General features: G+C 60.2%; 17 protein-coding genes. 16 read left to right on the top strand and 1 reads right to left on the bottom strand.

The window, feature by feature from the left end; genetic code table 11:
* The first annotated feature begins 566 nt into the window (after window positions 1-566).
* The 11 genes from H3L91_RS02990 to H3L91_RS02940 all read left to right on the top strand — a co-directional run bounded on the left by H3L91_RS02990 (window position 567) and on the right by H3L91_RS02940 (window position 14,629).
* A complete protein-coding gene (locus H3L91_RS02990) occupies window positions 567-3,710 on the top strand; it encodes a type I restriction endonuclease subunit R (RefSeq protein ID WP_007342003.1) in 3,144 nt (1,047 codons plus the stop codon).
* Between the two features lie 83 nt (window positions 3,711-3,793).
* The gene (tgt, locus tag H3L91_RS02985) at window positions 3,794-4,915 is read left to right on the top strand and encodes a tRNA guanosine(34) transglycosylase Tgt (RefSeq protein WP_040658695.1); all 1,122 of its coding nucleotides are present in this window, start codon (window positions 3,794-3,796) and stop codon (window positions 4,913-4,915) included.
* Window positions 4,916-5,310: 395 nt separating this feature from the next.
* Window positions 5,311-5,922: a glutathione S-transferase N-terminal domain-containing protein gene (locus H3L91_RS02980; RefSeq protein ID WP_007342000.1), complete on the top strand. Its 612-nt coding sequence runs from the start codon at window positions 5,311-5,313 to the stop codon at window positions 5,920-5,922.
* A gap of 114 nt (window positions 5,923-6,036) precedes the next feature.
* A complete protein-coding gene (locus tag H3L91_RS02975; RefSeq protein WP_007341999.1) occupies window positions 6,037-7,443 on the top strand; it encodes a lipopolysaccharide biosynthesis protein in 1,407 nt (468 codons plus the stop codon).
* A gap of 322 nt (window positions 7,444-7,765) precedes the next feature.
* Complete coding sequence (locus H3L91_RS02970) at window positions 7,766-8,443, top strand: hypothetical protein (RefSeq protein WP_007341998.1); 678 nt, start codon at window positions 7,766-7,768, stop codon at window positions 8,441-8,443.
* 236 nt (window positions 8,444-8,679) lie between these two features.
* Complete coding sequence (locus H3L91_RS02965) at window positions 8,680-9,867, top strand: glycosyltransferase (RefSeq protein ID WP_007341996.1); 1,188 nt, start codon at window positions 8,680-8,682, stop codon at window positions 9,865-9,867.
* Window positions 9,868-10,460: 593 nt separating this feature from the next.
* Window positions 10,461-10,691 carry a hypothetical protein gene (locus H3L91_RS02960; protein WP_152902491.1) on the top strand — a complete coding sequence of 77 codons (231 nt, stop codon included), beginning with the start codon at window positions 10,461-10,463 and terminating at the stop codon, window positions 10,689-10,691.
* Window positions 10,692-10,705: 14 nt separating this feature from the next.
* Entirely contained in the window at window positions 10,706-12,796 is a 2,091-nt protein-coding gene (locus H3L91_RS02955; RefSeq protein WP_007341992.1) for an ATP-binding protein, read from the top strand.
* A 10-nt stretch (window positions 12,797-12,806) separates the two neighbouring features.
* Window positions 12,807-13,172, top strand: a complete 366-nt coding sequence (locus tag H3L91_RS02950; RefSeq protein ID WP_007341991.1) for a response regulator — start codon at window positions 12,807-12,809, stop codon at window positions 13,170-13,172.
* Window positions 13,173-13,264: 92 nt separating this feature from the next.
* Window positions 13,265-13,717 (top strand): chemotaxis protein CheX, encoded by a 453-nt coding sequence (locus tag H3L91_RS02945; RefSeq protein WP_007341990.1) that lies wholly within the window; start codon window positions 13,265-13,267, stop codon window positions 13,715-13,717.
* Between the two features lie 57 nt (window positions 13,718-13,774).
* Window positions 13,775-14,629 carry an ABC transporter substrate-binding protein gene (locus H3L91_RS02940; protein ID WP_007341989.1) on the top strand — a complete coding sequence of 285 codons (855 nt, stop codon included), beginning with the start codon at window positions 13,775-13,777 and terminating at the stop codon, window positions 14,627-14,629.
* Window positions 14,630-14,972: 343 nt separating this feature from the next.
* Here the strand turns inward: H3L91_RS02940 and H3L91_RS02935 are convergent, their stop codons facing one another.
* A complete protein-coding gene (locus H3L91_RS02935) occupies window positions 14,973-15,113 on the bottom strand; it encodes a hypothetical protein (protein WP_007341987.1) in 141 nt (46 codons plus the stop codon).
* Between the two features lie 167 nt (window positions 15,114-15,280).
* Between H3L91_RS02935 and H3L91_RS02930 the strand changes: the two genes are divergently transcribed.
* The 5 genes from H3L91_RS02930 to H3L91_RS02910 all read left to right on the top strand — a co-directional run bounded on the left by H3L91_RS02930 (window position 15,281) and on the right by H3L91_RS02910 (window position 18,769).
* Window positions 15,281-16,063 carry a glucose 1-dehydrogenase gene (locus tag H3L91_RS02930; protein WP_007341986.1) on the top strand — a complete coding sequence of 261 codons (783 nt, stop codon included), beginning with the start codon at window positions 15,281-15,283 and terminating at the stop codon, window positions 16,061-16,063.
* 163 nt (window positions 16,064-16,226) lie between these two features.
* A complete protein-coding gene (locus tag H3L91_RS02925) occupies window positions 16,227-16,976 on the top strand; it encodes an SDR family oxidoreductase (RefSeq protein WP_007341985.1) in 750 nt (249 codons plus the stop codon).
* 118 nt (window positions 16,977-17,094) lie between these two features.
* Window positions 17,095-17,424 (top strand): carboxymuconolactone decarboxylase family protein, encoded by a 330-nt coding sequence (locus H3L91_RS02920; protein WP_007341983.1) that lies wholly within the window; start codon window positions 17,095-17,097, stop codon window positions 17,422-17,424.
* Window positions 17,425-17,426: 2 nt separating this feature from the next.
* A complete protein-coding gene (locus H3L91_RS02915; RefSeq protein ID WP_007341982.1) occupies window positions 17,427-17,846 on the top strand; it encodes a cupin domain-containing protein in 420 nt (139 codons plus the stop codon).
* Between the two features lie 77 nt (window positions 17,847-17,923).
* Entirely contained in the window at window positions 17,924-18,769 is an 846-nt protein-coding gene (locus H3L91_RS02910) for an aldo/keto reductase (RefSeq protein WP_007341981.1), read from the top strand.
* The last annotated feature ends 337 nt before the right edge of the window (window positions 18,770-19,106 follow it).

Below are 19,106 nucleotides of genomic sequence, written 5' to 3'. Positions count from 1 at the left end.
GTATCCGACCTACGGTAGAGGCCGTCTGAAAGCAGTAGGTCGGGCATTTATGCCCGACAAACACCGGCATATTTGTCTGATAGGCCATATGCCGGAAATTTAAAAGCGTCGGGCATAAATGCCCGACCTACTTGGCTACTTGGAATTTATGCAGGAACAGGCCGTCTGAAAGGCAGCCTGAAAAAACCAAACCGCCATTCTGCCCCTCCCCTGCGCCCGCGCGGGGGAGGGTTGGGGAGGGGGTGGCAGTTCGCAGAACTGCTTTCGCCGCCGTCCGCCGAAGCGGCAACAGCCCCACCCCGACCCTCCCCCGCAAGCGGGAGAGGGAGTAAGCCGCCGCAAGCAACAGAGGCCGTCTGAAAAACCGACGCACACCCCGCCGCCGCAACCCGCAAACCGCGTGCGTGGCAGAGCCACACACTCTACCGCAGCAACAGAGGCCGTCTGAAAAACCGCCACACACCCTACCCCGTCGGCAAAGGCCGTCTGAAAAGGCTACCTGAAAAAAGGCTACCTGAAACCCGTTTTTCAGACGGCCTCACTACCCCAAACGCAAAGGAATCCCCATGCTCCCGAAAATCAATGAAGAACTGGTTGAAAACACTTTCCTGCAACAGCTCCAAGCACTCGGCTGGCGTTGCGTGTACGGCAAAACCTTGCCTACCGCTGAGGGCGAATTTGCACGCGGCGGCATGGCGGGGGTGGTGTTGCTGCCGCTGCTGGCCGCTGCCGTGGCGCGGCTCAATCCCGAGCTGCCGCCGGAGGCGGTGGACGAGGTGGTGCGCACGGTTACGAAGGCGGATGTGGGGGATTTGATGGCGCGCAACCGCGCTTTTTACGCGCTGCTGCGCCATGGCGTGCCGGTGAGTTACCGCGCGGAGGGGAAAACGAAAAACGCGATGGCGCGGCTGGCGGATTTTGAAAATCCGCAGGCAAACGATTTTACGGCGGCAAACCAGCTCGAAATCCGCACGGCCAAAGGCGGCAAGCGCATCCCCGATGTGGTTTTGTTTGTGAACGGCCTGCCGCTGGCGGTGGTGGAGTTGAAAAACCCGCTGGATGCGGCGGCGGATTTGCAAAAGGCGTTCAACCAGCTGCAAACCTATAAGGAGGAAATCGCCGATTTGTTTGTGTACAACCAGCTCTTGATTGTGAGCGACGGCACGGAGGCACGGGTGGGCTCGCTCTCGGCCGACTGGCAGCGGTTTGTGCCGTGGCGGGTGGTGGACGAAAAGGAAAACAGCGCGCGGCAAGCGTTCGGCGACGAATTGGAAGCGGTGGCGCATTCGCTGCTGCGGCCGCAGACGCTGCTGGATTATGTACGCTTTTTCGTGCTGTTCGAGCGCGACGCGCGGGGACGGACGGTGAAGAAATGCGCGGCCTACCATCAGTTTTACGGCGTAAACGAGGCGGTGGAAGCCACGCTGGCGGCTTCGGGCGAGGGCGGCGACGGACGCATCGGCGTGATGTGGCACACGCAGGGTTCGGGCAAGTCGATTTCCATGCTGTTTTACGCGGGCAAGCTGCTGGCGCAGCCCGAGTTGCAGAATCCCACGCTGGTGGTGGTTACCGACCGCAGCGATTTGGACGGCCAGCTTTTCCAAACCTTCACGGCGGGGCAGGATTTGCTCAAACAGCCGCCGGTGCAGGCCGACAGCCGCGAGGATTTGCGCCGCGCGCTGGCGGAGCGCGAAGCAGGCGGGGTGTTTTTCACCACCATCCAGAAATTCGCCCCGCGCGAAGACGAAGACCGTTTTCCCGCATTGAACGCGCGGCGCAACATTATTGTGATCAGCGACGAGGCGCACCGCAGCCAGTACGGCTTCGGCATGAAGGTGGGCGGCGGCGGCCAGATGCGCGCCGGCTATGCCCGCCATTTGCGCGACGCGCTGCCCAACGCCTCGTTTATCGGCTTCACCGGCACGCCGCTGAGCCTGGAAGACAAGGACACGCAGGAAGTGTTCGGCCGCTATGTGTCGGTGTACGACCTGCAAGACGCGGTGGAAGACGGCGCAACCGTGCCGATTGTGTATGAGGCGCGGCAAATCCGCCTGCATTTCAAGGAAGAAGAAAGCCGCGCCCTCTTGGATGAAATCGACGGCGACGAAGACGAAACCGGCGCGAAGCTGCGCCTGCACGAGCAGATTCTCGGCGCGGATGCCCGCCTGCGCGATTTGGCCGCCGATTTGGTCGCCCATTTCGAGCAGCGCAACAGCGTTGCCCCGGGCAAGGCGATGGTGGTGGCGGTGAGCCGCCGCGTGTGCGTGGATTTGTATAACCAAATCATCGCTCTGCGCCCCGAATGGCACAGCGACGATGTGAACGGCGGCGCGGTCAAAATCATCATGACCGGCAGCGCGACCGACCCCGCAGACTTCCGCCGCCATGTGTACAGCCGCGAGGAAAAAAAGCTGCTGGAACAACGTTTCAAAGACCCAGACGACCCGCTGCAAATGGTGATTGTGCGCGATATGTGGCTCACCGGCTTCGACGCGCCCTGCTGCCACACCATGTATCTCGACAAACCCATGCAGGGGCACAACCTGATGCAGGCCGTGGCGCGGGTAAACCGCGTGTTCAAAAACAAAAGCCGCGACAACGGCGGGCTGATCGTGGACTACATCGGCCTCACCGACGAACTCAAAAAAGCCGCGCAACGCTACACCCGCGACGGTGGCAAAGGCGAAATGACGCGCGACATCGGCGCGGTGTTCGCCAAAATGCAGGAGCATTTGGACATCGTGCGCGGCCAGTTTGCCACGCCGGTAAACGGGCAAACCTTCGATATTCAGACGGCCTTAACCGAGAAACAGCCCGCCGCCCTGCTCGCCTGCATCCGACGCGCCGCCGAACACATCACCGCGCTCGACTTCCTGCCCGACGCAGGGCAAACCGACGGCAGCCGCCCGCGCCAAAAAGCCTTCCTGCAAGCCGTGCGCTTGGCCAAAAAAGGCTACGCCCTCTGCGGCGCGTTGAACGAAACCGCGCCCTACCGCGAAGAAATCGCCTTTTACGACGCCGTGCGCGCCGTGCTGGCCAAACGCGGCGGCGGCACGGGCGGCGACCGCCTGCTGCAATTAACCGCCCTCATCAACCAAAACATCGTTTCCGAAGGCGTAACCGACCTTTTCGCCCTCTTGGGCAAACCGCAGGCGCGGCTCGATCTGCTCTCCGACGACTTCCTGCAAACAGTCAAAGCGAGCGACACGCCGCACCTGTGGGTGGCCGCCGCCGAACGCTACCTGCACGGTAAAATCCGCGAAACGGCAGGCAGCAACCTCGCCGCGCAAAAAGACTTCGCCGACCGCCTGCACGACGCGCTCAACCGCTACAACAACCACAATTTGAGCGTGATCGAAGTGCTCGAAGAGCTGGTCAGCCTCGCCCGCGACTTGCAGGAGCGGCTGGCGCGCGGCGAAAAACTCGGGCTTTCCGAAGCCGAGCTGGCGTTTTACGACGCGCTCGCCCGCAACGAAAGCGCGCGCCGCCTGATGAAAGAAACCGTGCTCGCCGCGCTGGCCAAAGACATCGCCGCCCAACTGCGCAAATCGGTCAGCATCGACTGGAAATACAAAGACGCGGTGAAAGCGCGGATGCGCCTGCTCGTCAAACGCGCCCTCAAACAATACAAATACCCGCCCGACGAAGAAGCGGCGGCAGTGGAATTTGTGATACAGCAGGCGGAAGAGATTGCCGACGAGTGGGCGTAAACATCCGTTTGAGGCCGTCTGAAAACGTTTTCAGACGGCCTCTTGCCGTATAATCCGCCCCTTTGTTTTCCCGAGCGCACACCATGCTCCGATTCACCCTCCGCGCCACCGACGGCCACGCCCGACGCGGCACGCTTGAACTCAACCACGGCATCATCGAAACCCCCGTGTTCATGCCCGTGGGCACCTACGGCTCGGTCAAAGCCATGTCGCCCGCCAATCTTGCCGACATCAAGGCGCAGATTATCTTGGGCAACACCTACCATCTGTGGCTGCGCCCCGGCTTGGAAGTCATCGAACAGTTCGGCGGCCTGCACCGCTTTATCGGCTGGGACAAACCCATCCTCACCGACTCCGGCGGCTTCCAAGTGTTCTCCCTCGCCGACATGCGCAAGCTCACCGAAGAAGGCTGCACCTTCAAAAGCCCGATCAACGGCGACAAGCTGTTTCTCTCGCCCGAAATCTCGATGAAAATCCAAACCGTGCTGAACTCCGACATCGCCATGCAGCTCGACGAATGCACCCCCGGCGAAGCCACGCGCGAACAGGCCAAAGCCTCGCTGCAAATGAGTCTGCGCTGGGCGGAACGCAGCAAAAAAGCGTTTGAAGACCTGCGCAACCCCAACGCCCTGTTCGGCATCGTGCAGGGCGCGATGTACGAAGACCTGCGCGAACAGTCGCTGCGCGGGCTGGAACAGTTCGACTTCCCCGGCCTCGCCATCGGCGGCCTGTCTGTGGGCGAGCCCAAACCCGAGATGTACCGCATGCTGCGCGCCGTCGGCCCCATGCTGCCCGCGCACAAGCCGCACTATCTGATGGGCGTGGGCACGCCCGAAGACCTCGTGTACGGCGTGGCGCACGGCGTGGACATGTTCGACTGCGTGATGCCCACCCGCAACGCCCGCAACGGCTGGCTGTTCACCCGCTTGGGCGACGTCAAAATCAAAAACGCCAAACACAAACACGACACCGCCCCGCTGGACGAAACCTGCACCTGCTACACCTGCCAAAATTTCAGCCGCGCCTACCTGCACCACCTGCACCGCGCCGGCGAAATCCTCGGCGCGCAGCTCAACACCATCCACAACCTGCATTTCTACCAAACCATCATGGCCGAAATGCGCGAAGCCATCGAACAAGGCCGCTTCGCCGACTGGCGCGCCCGCTTCCACGAACTGCGCGGCAGCCAACCCGAAGCGGAATAAGCGTTTTGATTCCGGCGCAACCGCCTTTTCAGACGGCCTCTGCCGCTAACGTAGGGTGTGTCGCCCCGAGGCGACGCACGCGTTCCCCGCCGCATAACGGGAAGGCCGTCTGAAAACCCATCCCGATACCGCGTGCGCGGCTACGCCACACACCCTACCCTAACGGCAGCCGTCCGCGCCGTAACCGCCTTTTCAGACGGCCTCTGCGGCTTTTGAGGCCGTCTGAAACATTGCAGGGCAGGTCAAGACCCACCATTGCATACACGGCGGGCGGCATTTGGAGAAAGTCTGCCAACAGCGGGGCAAGAGCCGCCCTGCGCAATCCGCCGCCGCGCCCGAACCGCCTTTTTCAGACAGTCTCGGGCGTACAATCCGCACCTTTACAGGAGAAAACCATGAAACTCTACACCAGCACCACCTCGCCCTATTCCCGCGCCATCATGCTCGCCGCGCTGGCGCGGGGCATGGACGGCTTGCAGCTTGCTTTTGCCGACCCGTGGGCAACCCCGCCCGAGCTGACCGCCGCCAACCCGCTCTCGCAAGTGCCCGCGCTGCTCACCGACGGCGGCGAAACCATCTGCGGCACGGCCTACGTCGCCGACTTCCTGCTCGACCACCCGCTGCAAAGCGCGCATCAGGCCGCCGTGGCCGGATACGCGCAAGCCCTGCTCGACCAAGTGGTCAAAGCCTTTTCGCTGGCCAAATTCCTGCCCGAAGGCATGGCCGAACACCCGCACATCCCCCGCGCCCGCGCCGCCGTCGTTCGCGGCCTCGAACACGCGCCGCAGCTCGACGCGCACACAGACGACTTCGCCATGCACCTTCTGGGCATGGCCTTTTCCTACGCCGAACTGCGCCACCCCGCGCTGTTCGGCCATCTGGACGCGGCCAACCGCGCCGCCTTCGCCGCCTACCAACAGCGTCCCGACGTGCGCGCCGTCGGTATATCCGAGCTGGAAAAACACCCCGCCGACCTGGCCGCCGTCCGCGCCGCCATACGCGCCTGAACCGCCTTTTCAGACGGCCTCTGCGGCTTTTGAGGCCGTCTGAAAGCGCGGCTTCAACGAAGTTAAAACCCGCCTGCCGAAAAACCCGTCCGACCCCGACCCGAAACCCGACCCATGAACGCCAAAACACTCGCGGCCTATGCCCTCGGCCCCGCCGGAAGCGCGGCGGCGGGGGTGCTTGCCCTGCCGCTGCTCTCGCACAGTTTTTCCGGCGCGGACATCGGCCGCGTGCTGCTGGTGCAGACCGCCGCCGGCCTCGCGCTGATTGTGCTGGGGCTGGGGCTGGATCAGTTTTACATCCGCGAGTTCCACCAAAGCCGCAGCCGCGCCGCGCTGTTCAAAACCGCCGCGCTGCCGCCCCTCGCGCTGTGCGCCGCCTGCTGCGCCGCGCTGTTGCTGTTCGCGCCGCAGTGGCCGTCTGAAAAAATCCTGTCGCTGCCGGATGCGCGGCTCGGCGCGTTGTGCCTGCTGTTTGCCGCCGCGCTGCTCGTTACGCGCTATCTGTCGCTGGTTCTGCGCATGAACGGGCGGGCGTTGGCCTTTTCCTTTGCCCAGCTCGCGCCCAAGCTGCTGGTGCTGGCGGCGGCGGCGGCGTGGGCGGTGTTCGGTTTGCGTGCCGACACTTTCGCGCTGCTGGCGGTGTATGCCGCCTCGCAACTGGCCGCCGCGCTGCTGCTGCTGTGGCAGACGCGGCGCGAATGGGTGGCGGCGGCGCGCGCGCGGGGGGCGGCGGCGGATTTGCCGGCGGCTTTGCGCTACGGCCTGCCGCTGGCGGCGGGCGGACTGGTTTACTGGGCGTTTTCCTCGGCCGACCGCTGGCTGCTGCGCAATCTGGCAGGAGCGCAGGAGTTGGGCGTGTACGCGCTGGCGGTGAACTTCGGCGCGGCGGCCTCGGTGTTCCAAAGCGTATTCGCCACGGTGTGGTCGCCTTTGGTGTTCCAAAACCTGGCCGAAGACAAAACGGCGGACATCGGCGGCATCGCGCGGCGGATGGCTTTCGCGCTGTGCGCCGCCGTGTGCCTGTGCGGCCTGGCCGCGCCCGCCGCCGCATGGGTGCTGCCGCCGCAGTATGCCGCCGTAGCCTTTATCCTGCCCGCCGTGATGCTGGTGCCGCTGCTGTACACGCTCACCGAGGCCACGGGCATCGGCATCAATGTGCGGCGCAAAAACGGCCTGATTCCGCCGGTTTCCCTCGCCGCCCTCGGCTGCGCCCTCGCGCTGCTGCACGCGCTGGTGCCGCGCTACGGCGCGCGCGGCGCGGCGGCGGCCTCGGCCTCGGCGTTCTGGCTGTTTTTCCTGTTAAAAAGCGAAGCCTCCGCGCGATTGTGGCAGAGCCTGCCGCGCGGCGCGGTATACGGCGCAACCGCCGCCTGCCTCGCCGCCTGCTGCGCCTTCGCCCTGTTCGGCAGTGCGGAAAACTTCCCGCTGTTTGCCGCCTTGTGGGCGGCGGGGCTGGCCGCCTCAGCGTGGGCAGGGCGCAGGGATTTAGGCCGTCTGAAAAAGCGTTTGCTGCGCCGCTGAACCGGTTTTATAGTGAAACAAAATAGAAACTACCTATCGCAGGCCGGGCTTCAGCCCGGCTAAATCACTATTTTCCTGATATTTTGCCGGGCTGAAGCCCGGCCTGCATTGGATACTTTTGTTCTGTACCTACTATAACTTCGTTGAAGCTGCGCTTTCAGAAACGTCATCCCCGCGTAGGCGGGGACGGCCTCAACGCCGCGCCGTGCGGCAAATGTTTTGAACGCGGCAGATACCGTTTTAGGGCGGGAAAGCCGCCAAAACGTTGATTGTCAACAGACCCCAACAGTCGGGACACCGTTCCCGTCAGACAGGAATACCCATGATCAAACCCTCCCACATCCTTGTTTGCGCCCTCACCGCCGCGCTGTATGCCGCGCCCGCCGCCGCAGACTGCTATTGCCCTCAGGGCGGCATACTGCATTCAGGTGCAGGAGTTTGCATGATTCCCGACGGCAAGGGCGGCATGGTTCCCATCGGACACGCCACCTGCACTTCAAACAACGTACAGCCTTACAGCGGGCAGCCTTATCGTTATCCGTATTTATCCAGGGGATTAGGCAACATCAAGGTCGATCCCCCCAAGCCCGGCCATGTGGTCGGCATCCTCGAACCCGACGGCCTGCACGGCTCGCTCGGCGGCGGCAGCGGCTCGTCCGGCAAACCGCCCGCCACATTCGCCGATGCCCGCAGCCAGGCCCTGCGCCTGTGCAACGAAACCGCCCGCAACGGCGGCCGCGCCCAATGCAGCCCCAAAGCCGTTTTCCTGCGCGAAACCAGCCCTGTGTGCATTGCCGCCGCACGCAGCGGCGGCGCGGGCAAAGCGCGGTTTTCCGTTGTCCGCTATCTGGATTCCACTTCCGACAACAGCGAACGCGGCGCGGGCGAGCGTCTGCCCAAAATGACCGATGCCGCCGCCCAAGCGCAAGCCTTACAGCAATGCAACGCCCAATACGGCAACTGCCGCCTGGTCGAAACATGGCCGGAATGCAAACTCTAGGGTCTGTTGACAATCAGCCTTGCGGCGGTGTTTTTGGTAAAAAACACCTGCCTGCCGCGTCAAAAATGCTCGCAAGGTGTCCAACCTTGCTGCGCTTTTTTCCTTGCATTCGGGCATTTTTTACTCAAAAAACCGCTCGCAAGCTGATTGTCAACAGACCCTAAAACCCGCGCATGCCGTTTGCGCAAGCCGCAGGCTGCGTTTGAAGCCGTCTGATAACCGCACAAACCGAACCCATGCACATCCTCCTCCTCCCCTCGTGGTATCCCGAAACGCCCGACTCGACCGACGGCATCTTCTTCCGCGAACAGGCGCACGCGCTGGCGCGCGCCGGTTTGCGCGTCGGCGTGGCCGCGCCCCTGTTCCGCTCGCCGCGCCGCCGGCGCGAAATCTTCGCCGGACGCTACGGCACGCGCGTTTTTTCAGACGGCCCCATCCCCACTTACACCGCGCACAGCACCTACCTCTGCCCGCCGCTGCCCCATTTCGACCGCGAACGCTGGCTCGCGGCAGGCATGAAGCTGTTTGCCCGCTACCTGGCCGAACAGGGCCGCCCCGACATCCTGCACGCCCACGCGGTGAACCACGGCGGCATCCTCGCGCAGCGCATCGCCGCCAGACACGGCATCCCCTACGTCATCACCGAACACAGCAGCACCTACGCGCGCGGCCTCATCCGCCGCTGGCAGCGTCCCGCCATGATGGCGGCGGCACAAGGCGCGGCGGCGCGGCTGGCCGTCAGCCCCGCCTTTTGCCGCCTGCTTGAAAGCGAATACCCCGGCCTGAGCTGGCAATACCTGCCCAACATCCTCGGCCGCGCCTTCGCAGAAGACATCCCCCCGCCCGAGAGGCCGTCTGAAAACGCGGCAAACGGCGCATTCACCTTCTGCGCCGTCGCCCGCCTCGACCGCAACAAAGGTTTCGACACCCTGCTCGCCGCCTTCGCCCTCGCCCTGCAACGCCAACCCGCCCTGCGGCTGGAAATCGGCGGCGGCGGCGCGGAATTGGAAAACCTGCGCCGCCTCGCCGCAAACCTCGCCATCGCGCAGGCCGTAACCTTCCACGGCGCGCTGGACAACGCCGCCGTCCTCGCCCTGATGCGCCGCAGCGACGCCTTCGCCCTCGCCAGCCGCAGCGAAACCTTCGGCGTGGTGTTCATCGAAGCCCTCTCGCAGGGACTGCCCGTTGCCGCCACCCGCTGCGGCGGCCCCGAAGGCATCGTCAACGAAAACAACGGCCTGCTCGCCCCGTCCGACGACCCCGCCGCCCTCGCCGCCGCCCTGCTGCAACTGTACGCAAACGGCCGCCGCTACAACGCCGCCGCCCTGCGTGCAGACTGTCTGGCGCAATACGGCGAAGCGGCGGTAACAGGCCGTCTGAAAAACATCTACCGCGCCGTTTTGCAAAACAAACAGGCCGTCTGAAAAACGCTTTTTCGGCGTGAAACGACACAAACAGGCTTTTCGCCGGCAACGGGAAAATATTGTTTGGGTAGGGTGTGTGGCGCAACCACGCACGCGGTTTTCAGACGGCCTCAATGGCAGAGAACGCGTGCGTCGCCTTGGGGCGACACACCCTGCTTCATCATCTGCATTGCCGGCGAAACGCCCGCTTCTTATCCGCCATACCGCCCGCACCCGAGTGCTTCTCTGGCAGGCACGGCAAACGGCATCCGCTTTTCGCATGCCGTCTGTTTAAAAAAACGGCCGTCTGTGCTTTTATCCAACAAAAAATATTTCTTATCTATTACCTGTACTTATATTTGAACAAATTATCAAATTTCCGATAATTTGATTTATGTCAATAAAAGACACCGATACGCCATGTAAATTTTACTTTACAGAAGCAGGGGGAAATTTTGCCCGCCAGAACCTGCATGCAGCCAAAGGAGATAAAAACGTTATGGAAACACGAAAATCCGTTCCCAAATCCTGCTTTGCACAATAATTTGATAAGGGAACCGCCAAGCCCGCATTTCGGGCGGTATAAAAACACCAATCTGCAAAAGAACTGAACCATGAATGAAACCGTCTCTGCGGCTGCCTGCTCGGACAGGGGGCTGAAACGTTACCGGGGAATGCCGCCTTCCCGCTTCGTTTGCGTGCCGCGCCATGTTTGCGTGCCGAGCCATCCGCACAACCAGCCCGCCCGCAATGCGTCGGACTGGCCGCGCAATTTTTACCGACAGACACTACACCTTGGTTTCGACCAATCTTTTCAACAGCCTGAAAACACGTTTCTTATTTGAGTGAAAGGAAAGCCATGAGCGACAATACTGCGCCCCAAACCGACTACACTGGCTTACGTCGGTATCGAGGGTTGATTATCTCCATCGGTATCTTCGTCGTATTGCTGGCAGGGCTATTGTTCTATGCCAACGATATTTCCAACGAGATTGAGGAAGACTCCGTCCAAAGTTACGTTACCGCCGAAATGGCAAACGCGTATGGCGAATTGCTGGAAAACGTCCAGCTTCTGAAACTCAACACCCACCAAGACCCGCAAAGCCCCTTGGTGCAAGGTGCGTTGAAACGCGCCAAAGAGGCGCAAGACGTTTTTTCGCGCTCGCTGCAAGCCACAGCCAAAGGCGGCGACTATCTTTCCATTGACGGCAGACAATATCTGGTGGACGCAGCCGACAAAGGTGTCAAAAAACACTTGATAGCGGAGATGGTGAAAAAATGGAAAGAATCCAAATCCATCGTAGATGCATACCTTAAAAGCGCCAACGACCCCACCGCCGATGCCGCGCTAGTCAATTCCGCGCTGTTGAGCCTGCAAAACAACAATGCCCGTTTCACCGAAATTACCAACTTCCTGCTGGCAAACAAACGTGCCAAATTGGAAGAGCGTACCATCCTGTTAAGAAACGTGGAGATTGTCGGTATTGTAGGCGCGGTGTTATACCTTGCCCTGTTCCTGACCTACTTCATCCGCAAACTGCTTACCGCCGACAAATTGGCAGATGAAGCGAAAAAAGAAACCACCGAGATTATGGACACGGTAACCACCGGCCTGTTCCTGCTGGACAAAGACCTGAACATCGGTTCGCAATACTCCAAACAGCTCGAAAGCCTGATCGGCCAGAAAAACGTGGGCGGCAAAAACCTGCTCGACGTATTGGCCGGCTTCATCGATGCAAAAGACCTGCACACCACCAACGATTTCGTCGCCCAGCTCTACAACCCGCGCACCAAAGAGCGCCTGATCGCCTCGCTCAACCCGCTGATCCGCCAGAAAGTGCATGTGGACGGCAACGAACGCTTCCTCGATTTCAACTTTCGCCGCGTGTACCACGGCAAAGCCATCACCCGCGTGCTGGCCAACGTGGAAGACGTAACCGATGCCGTGCTTTTGGAACAGAAAATGGAGCAGGAGCGCGAGCAGAACGACGTCCAGCTCGAAATGCTCAGTACCATTTTGCAGGCCGACCGCGATTCGCTGAACGACTTTATCAACAACACCAAGCAGCGCATCCAAAGCATCAACTCGGTATTGAAGGTGCAAGACGAAAGCGGCATGTCGCTGTATGAAAAAGTAAACGCCATCTACCGCGAAGTGCACAGCATGAAAGGCGAAGCGTCCGCCCTGAAACTGAGCGGCTTCACCAATATGGCGGAAAACTTCGAGGCCAACCTGAACCGCCTCAAACAAATGCCCAGACTCTCGGGCGAAAACTTCCTGGGTTTGGCCGTGCAGCTTGAAGAACTGATCCGATTGAGCCACACCATCGAAGATTTGCTGGCAAAAATCGGCGGCGCAGCCCCCGCCGTGCAGCCGGACACCCGCGTCATCGCGCCGCAGACCACCCGCAACCGCTATGCCGACTTCGTTGCCGACATCGCCAAGCGCAACAAAAAAGAAGCCGCGTTCACATACAGCGGGCTGGAAAGCACCGGCAACAAACAAATGGACCGGGTCATCACCGAAATCGCCATCCAGCTGCTGCGCAATGCGGTGGTGCACGGCATCGAAAAACCCGAAATACGAAACCAGCGCGGCAAACTGGCCATGGGGCACGTGCATATGGGCTTGAAATACCACGGCGACAAATTCGTGCTGACCTTTGAAGACGACGGCAACGGCATCGACTACAACGCCATCGCGCAAAAAGCGGTGAGCCTCGGCCGCTACACCGCCGAAGAAGCCGCCAAACTGGACAGGCAGGCACTCGTCTCCCTGCTGTTCACCCCCGGCTTCTCCACCGCCGACGACAGCACCGAAGACGCCGGCCGGGGCGTGGGTCTGGACATCATCAAAGACCGCATCGTCTCTTTAAACGGCACGGTAAACGTCGCCAGCCGCCCGCACGGCTACACCCGCTTCGTTTTCACCCTGCCCAAATTAGGATAAGGACCGCATCATGACAAAACGCATTATGGTTGTTGACGATTCCAACGTTATCCGTAACCGCATCTCGCGCGGATCGAGCAAGATGGATTTCGAGGTCGTGGCCTCCGCCTCCAACGGCGAAGAAGCCATCGCCCTCTACCGCCAGTACCGCCCCGACGTGGTAACGATGGATCTGACCATGCCGAAAATGGACGGTCTGGAATGCATTGCCCAAATCACCAATATGGACGAAAACGCCAACATCCTGGTGGTATCCGCCCTGGCCGACAAAGCCACCGGCATCAAAGCCCTGCAACTGGGCGCGCGCGGTTTCTTATACAAACCCTTTTCCGACGAAGAGCTGTTTGGCGCGTTAAACGAAATGCTGGAAGAGTAAACATCGAGGCTGTCTGAAAACGAAGTTTCAACAAAGTTGAAACCGACAGGCAGGCCGTTTGGCAACCCCATTGAAAAAATACAGGATCAGACATGAAAGAAGAGAAATTACAGATATTTATCGACGGCGTACAAAAATATTTCGCCCAAATGATCGCGGGCGAAGAGCTGGTGGTGGGCACGCCCTATCTGATTGAAAACAAAATCCCCTCGGCCAAAGACTTCACCGGCGTCATCGCCATTTCGGGCAAAAACCAGGGTGTCGTATATTTCACCGCACCCAAAGAGCTGCTCGAACGCCTGCTGGTGCTCATCGGCGAAAAAGACACCGGCGAAGAGCTGATGGTGGACTTGGTGGGCGAAGTGGCCAACACAATCGCCGGCAACGCCCGCAGCGAGTTCGGCGAAGAATTTGAAATTTCCGTGCCCATCGTTTTGCGCGGCGCGCCCGACGAAATCCTGCTGCCGCGCAAAGACCGCTCGTTCGTCATCCCGCTCACCTGGCGCAACCGCAGCGCGGCCATCGTCATCAGCCTGCGCAAATAATTTCAGGCCGCCCGCCCCAACTGTATCCATCCAAAACCGAACAAGGGAGACCCCATCATGATTACATTACGCCGTTTCATGCCCCTACTGCTTGCGCTCACCCTGGCCGCCTGCGGCGGCAGCGGCGGCAGTGGCGGGAACTCGGGCACCGGCTCCGCGCAAATCGCATCCGATCCGAGTGCCTTATTAAACGACAACCGCCCCGTGCACAACGTCTATTTCGATGCCGAAGGCTTCGCACCGTTTGTCATGTCCGATGCCGACAACCGCCCGTCCGGCTTCGGTATCGAACTGGTACAAGCCATCGGCGACAAACAAGGCTTCCGCCCCAATTTTATCCCCCATTCCTTCTCCAACATGTTGCAAGACGTGGGCAAGGGCAAGGGCGCAGACCTCGCCATCGCCGCGATTACCGTTACCGAAGAGCGTAAAGCCATCGTCGATTTTGCCAACCCGCACTTTGAAACCTCGATGGGTCTGCTTGTGCCCGCAAACAGCCCGATTACCTCCCTCAGCGGCGTGAAAGGCAAAAACATCGCCACCGTTGCCGGCACGGTGGGCGAAACCGAACTTGCCAAACTGCAAGCGGGCGACGGCACCATTATCCACAGCCCCTCGGCCTGGGAGGCTACCCGCCAAGTGATGCGCAAAGAAGCAGACGGCGTCTTTGCCGACTTCGGCCCCCTGAACTATTACGCCAACACTTATAAAGACCAAAAACTGCGGGTCATCACCGATGCCGATTCGCCCAAAGACTACTACGCCATAGCCGTCAAAAAAGGCGATCCCGAACTGGTCAAAAAAATCAATCGCGGCTTGGATCAGATTAAAGCCGACGGCACCTACGACAAAATCTACCAAAAATGGTTTGCCGCCGCGCCGGACAAACCCGCCCCCGCGCAAGCCGAATAAACCACCGCTAAACTTTCGCGCATTGCAGGGGCTTATCCCCGCCCAAGCATGCGCACACAAACAGAGGCCGTCTGAAAACCGCAAAAAGCGTTTTTCAGACGGCCTTTATCACGTCCGCCGATACCCCCCATACCGTTTTGCGATTTCCCGCCCTGCCCTGCGGCGGGTAGGATGCGTGCCGTTGTTGGCGCGGTGGGCGGGGGATGTGGCGCGGCCGCGCATTCGGTTTATAGTGGATACAAATCAAAAGTATCCGATGTAGGCTGGGCTTCAGCCCAGCCTACGATGGGTATCTTTTATTTTGTCCCACTATAACTTCGTTAAAGCTTCTTTCAGACGGCCTTTATTTGCCGATGTTGTGGAAATGGTCCAGAAAACGGATCACCGCCCGTTTCTGCTCTTCGGTGAACGTGCTCCAATGGAAGTCGTAGCGTTGTTTCAGCTCGTCGCCGTTTTGCGTGTCGGGGCGGCAGCGGATACGCATTGGGGTGTCGGCAATCAGCCTTGCGGCGGCACTTCGCCCATTTTGTAAAGTTTGATTTTTTCATACGCCGATTGTGCAAAGTCGCTTTCCCCGTTCGGCACGGCGCGCTTACAATCGCCTGACTCAAACAGGAATCTTTTTTATCTTTCTTAACAGGAGTTCAGACAATGTATCCCGATTTACAAGGCAAAGCCGTTGTCGTAACCGGCTCGTCCAAAGGCATCGGCGCGGCGATTGCGCTGCGGTTTGCGCGGGAGGGCGCGAATGTGGTGGTGAACTACAACGGTGATGCGCAAGGCGCGGAGGCGGTTGTGGCGCAGATTGAAGCGGCGGGCGCGAAAGGCGTGGCCGTTCAAGGCGATATGTCGAAAGAAGCGAGCGCGACCGGGCTGGTGCAGGCCGCGCTTGATGCGTTCGGGCGGCTGGATGTGTGGGTGAACAACGCCGGTTTGGAAATCCCCGCGCACACGCATGAGATGACGCTGGAAAACTGGCAGAAAATCATTGACGTAAACCTTACCGGCTACTTTTTGGGCGCGCGCGCTGCGTTGCAGCATTTTGTCGCCAAGGGCATCAAGGGCAGCATTATCAATATGTCGTCGGTGCACGAGCAGATTCCCTGGCCGCGTTTTGCCCACTACGCGGCCAGCAAAGGCGGCGTGAAGCTGCTGAACGAAACGATGGCGATGGAATACGCGCCGCAGGGCATCCGTGTGAACGCCATCGGCCCGGGCGCAATCAACACGCCGATTAACAAGGAAAAAATGAACGACCCCGCGCAAAAAGCCGCGCTGGAAGCCATTATCCCGATGGGCTTTGCGGGCGAGCCGGAAACCATCGCCGCCGCCGCTGCGTGGCTGGCGAGCGATCAGGCGTCCTACGTTACCGGCATCACGCTGTTTGTGGATGGCGGCATGACGCTGTATCCGGCGTTTATGAACAACGGCTGAGGCCGTCTGAAAAATCCGAAGGCAGCCTGAAAGCCGAAAAGGCCGTCTGAAAGCGCAGCTTCGGCGTAGCCAAAACCGTTTTTCAGGCTGCCCAACCCTTTTCCCAACCCGCTTTCAGCCCGCCCCGCAGGCAGCCTGAAACCCAACCCCAAGGAGTCTCACCATGCAGAACATAGCCAACAAAGTCGTCATCATCACCGGCGCGTCCAGCGGCATCGGCGAAGCCACCGCGCTGAAACTTGCCAAAGAGGGCGCGAAAATCGTGCTCGGCGCGCGCCGCGAAGACAAGCTCAAAGCCATTGCCGACCAAATCAAAGCCGACGGCGGGCAGGCCGTGTACCACGTAACCGACGTGGTCAAACCCGAAGACAACGCCGCGCTCGTCGCCCTGGCCAAAGAAGCGTTCGGCAAAGTGGATGTGATTTTCCTCAACGCAGGTTTGATGCCCTCCTCGCCCCTTGCCGCGCTGGAAACCAAAAACTGGAACGCGATGATTGATGTGAACATCAAAGGCGTGCTCAACGGCATCGCCGCCGTGCTGCCCGAATTTAACGCGCAAAAAAGCGGCCATGTGATTACCACCTCGTCCGTGGCGGGGCTGAAAGTCTACCCTGGCGCGGCGGTGTATTGCGGCACCAAATGGGCGGTGCGCGCCATTATGGAATCGCTGCGCATGGAATCGGCGCAGGCGGGCACGCATATCCGCACGGCTACGATTTACCCCGCCGCCGTGCAGTCCGAGCTGGTGAGCCATATCACCGACGAGGGCACGTCCAAAGGCTACCGCGAGCTGTACGACAACTACGAAATTCCCGCCGAGCGCATCGCCGCGGTGGTGGCGTTCGCCATCAGCCAGCCCGATGACACCAATGTGTGCGAGTTTACGGTTGGACCGACTACGCAGCCTTGGTAAGCGCGTAACACCGTTTTCAGGCTGCCTTGCCAACATCAAAGGCAGCCTGAAAACCAAAGGCCGTCTGAAAAAGTGTTTTTCAGACGGCCTGTAAGCCCATACCGATAAGGAGTAAAAAATGTCCAAGAAACAAACCGCAGGGCGAGACCATCTCGGCACGTTCGCCCCAAAATTCGCCGAGCTGAACGATGACGTGCTGTTCGGGCAGGTTTGGTCGCGCGAAGCCGAGCTTGCGCCGCATACGCGCAGCTTAATTACCATTGCCGCTTTAATCTCAGGCGGTAACTTTGAGCAGCTTCCCGCCCATTTGAATATCGGCAAACAAAACGGCATCACGCAGCAGGAAATCGCCGAAGCGATTACCCATCTGGCGTTTTATGTCGGCTGGCCGAAAGCGTGGTCGGCGTTCAATTTGGCAAAAGAAGTGTACGGCAAACAAGGAGCATAAAAATGAACACCCAAAACAGCGAACAACAAGTCAAACACGGCATTTTTCCGTTTGGCGGGAAAAACGAAAAATACGCCGATGTTTTTGTCGGACAAAGCTATCTGGCGGGCTTGGCTGCCGCGCCCGACGCATTGGCAACCGTTGCCCACGTCTGCTTTGAACCCGCCTGCCGCAACAACTGGCACATTCACACCGACGGCTACCAAATCCTGCTCGTTACAGGCGGCGAAGGCTGGTATCAGGAACACGGTAGCCCCGCCCGCAGCCTGAAAGCGGGCGACGTGGTGGTAACCAACAAAGGCGTGAAGCATTGGCACGGCGCGAAAAAAGACTGCTGGTTCAGCCACATCGCCATTACCGCAGGCAGCACCGAGTTTCTCGAACCCGTGGACGAGGCGCACTACAACGCGCTGCCCGACTGAAACGAGAAAGGCCGTCTGAAAACCGTTTTCAGGCTGCCCGTTCCCCTATTTTCCCACACTCGATTAAGGAGTTAACCATGCAGACCATCCAACTGGCCAACGGCATCCCAATCCCCGTACTCGGCTTCGGCGTGTACCAGATTCCGCCCGCAGAAACCGAGCAAGCCGTTATCAACGCCATCCGAGCGGGCTACCGCCACATTGACACCGCGCAGGCGTATGTGAACGAAAGCGAAGTCGGGCGCGGCATTGCCCGCTGCGGCGTGGCACGGGAAGAATTGTTCATTACCACCAAAGTGTGGGTGGAAAACGCGGGCGAAGAAGCCGCAGCCGCCTCGCTGGAACGCTCGCTGCAACGCCTGAACCTAAGCTATATAGACATGGTGCTGATTCACCAGCCCTACGGCGATGTGTACGGTACATGGCGTGCGCTGGAACGCTATCAGGCGGCAGGCAAAATCCGCGCCATCGGCGTAAGCAATTTCACGCCCGACCGTGCGGTGGATTTGGGCATATTCAACCAAGTCATGCCGCAGGCAAACCAGATTGAAATCAACCCTTTCCACCAGCGCAACGAGCAAATCGCCGCGCTGCAAAGCGAAGGCATTGCCGTGGAAGCGTGGGCACCGTTTGCCGAAGGCAAAAACGGCATCTTCCAAAACCCCGTGCTTGCCGCCATCGGCAAAAAATACGGCAAAACCGTGGCGCAGGTGATTATCCGCTGGCTGGTGGAGCGCGGGATTGTGGTGCTGGCCAAGTCGTCCAAACCCGAGCGCATGGCACAGAACCTGAATGTGTTTGATTTTACGCTGGACGACGAAGACAAAGCCGCCATCGCCTCGCTGGAAACCGGCCAAAGCCTGTTCACCCGCAGCCCCGTCGAGCGCGTGAAATGGATACACGGCGTGAAATTCGGCGTGTGAGGCCGTCGGCGCACACCCTGAACAGCCGGTTTTGGCTACGCCGAAGCTGCGCTTTCAGACGGCCTCAACACGCAAAGGCAGCCTGAAAAACCCACCATAGGATGTTTGGCTCTGCCGCGCACGCGGTTTGCAAATGTCCAGACAAAATCGGCGGCAGACAACCCGCCAACCGCGTGCGTGCCTGCTGCACACACCCTACACAGGCCGTCTGAAACGGCAGCCCCGACGCCGACTTTCCCCCTCCCCTGCGCCCCAGCGCGGGGGAGGGTCGGGGTGGGGGTGGCGGTTCGCAGAACCGCTTGGCCGACCAAGCGCAAACCTTACCCAAGACGCAACC

It is taken from the genome of Neisseria bacilliformis, assembly GCF_014055025.1.
Classification (GTDB): domain Bacteria; phylum Pseudomonadota; class Gammaproteobacteria; order Burkholderiales; family Neisseriaceae; genus Neisseria; species Neisseria bacilliformis.
The sequence above is the reverse complement of the archived record's forward strand: the minus strand, read 5'-3'. Positions and strand labels throughout refer to the sequence as shown.

What these genes read in the sequence shown, in the direction of transcription:
- H3L91_RS02990 (WP_007342003.1), top strand. Translation starts at nt 567, where the DNA reads ATGCTCCCGAAAATCAATGAAGAACTGGTTGAAAACACTTTCCTGCAA.
- tgt (WP_040658695.1), top strand. Translation starts at nt 3,794, where the DNA reads ATGCTCCGATTCACCCTCCGCGCCACCGACGGCCACGCCCGACGCGGC.
- H3L91_RS02980 (WP_007342000.1), top strand. Translation starts at nt 5,311, where the DNA reads ATGAAACTCTACACCAGCACCACCTCGCCCTATTCCCGCGCCATCATG.
- H3L91_RS02975 (WP_007341999.1), top strand. Translation starts at nt 6,037, where the DNA reads ATGAACGCCAAAACACTCGCGGCCTATGCCCTCGGCCCCGCCGGAAGC.
- H3L91_RS02970 (WP_007341998.1), top strand. Translation starts at nt 7,766, where the DNA reads ATGATCAAACCCTCCCACATCCTTGTTTGCGCCCTCACCGCCGCGCTG.
- H3L91_RS02965 (WP_007341996.1), top strand. Translation starts at nt 8,680, where the DNA reads ATGCACATCCTCCTCCTCCCCTCGTGGTATCCCGAAACGCCCGACTCG.
- H3L91_RS02960 (WP_152902491.1), top strand. Translation starts at nt 10,461, where the DNA reads ATGAATGAAACCGTCTCTGCGGCTGCCTGCTCGGACAGGGGGCTGAAA.
- H3L91_RS02955 (WP_007341992.1), top strand. Translation starts at nt 10,706, where the DNA reads ATGAGCGACAATACTGCGCCCCAAACCGACTACACTGGCTTACGTCGG.
- H3L91_RS02950 (WP_007341991.1), top strand. Translation starts at nt 12,807, where the DNA reads ATGACAAAACGCATTATGGTTGTTGACGATTCCAACGTTATCCGTAAC.
- H3L91_RS02945 (WP_007341990.1), top strand. Translation starts at nt 13,265, where the DNA reads ATGAAAGAAGAGAAATTACAGATATTTATCGACGGCGTACAAAAATAT.
- H3L91_RS02940 (WP_007341989.1), top strand. Translation starts at nt 13,775, where the DNA reads ATGATTACATTACGCCGTTTCATGCCCCTACTGCTTGCGCTCACCCTG.
- H3L91_RS02935 (WP_007341987.1), bottom strand. Translation starts at nt 15,113, where the DNA reads ATGCGTATCCGCTGCCGCCCCGACACGCAAAACGGCGACGAGCTGAAA.
- H3L91_RS02930 (WP_007341986.1), top strand. Translation starts at nt 15,281, where the DNA reads ATGTATCCCGATTTACAAGGCAAAGCCGTTGTCGTAACCGGCTCGTCC.
- H3L91_RS02925 (WP_007341985.1), top strand. Translation starts at nt 16,227, where the DNA reads ATGCAGAACATAGCCAACAAAGTCGTCATCATCACCGGCGCGTCCAGC.
- H3L91_RS02920 (WP_007341983.1), top strand. Translation starts at nt 17,095, where the DNA reads ATGTCCAAGAAACAAACCGCAGGGCGAGACCATCTCGGCACGTTCGCC.
- H3L91_RS02915 (WP_007341982.1), top strand. Translation starts at nt 17,427, where the DNA reads ATGAACACCCAAAACAGCGAACAACAAGTCAAACACGGCATTTTTCCG.
- H3L91_RS02910 (WP_007341981.1), top strand. Translation starts at nt 17,924, where the DNA reads ATGCAGACCATCCAACTGGCCAACGGCATCCCAATCCCCGTACTCGGC.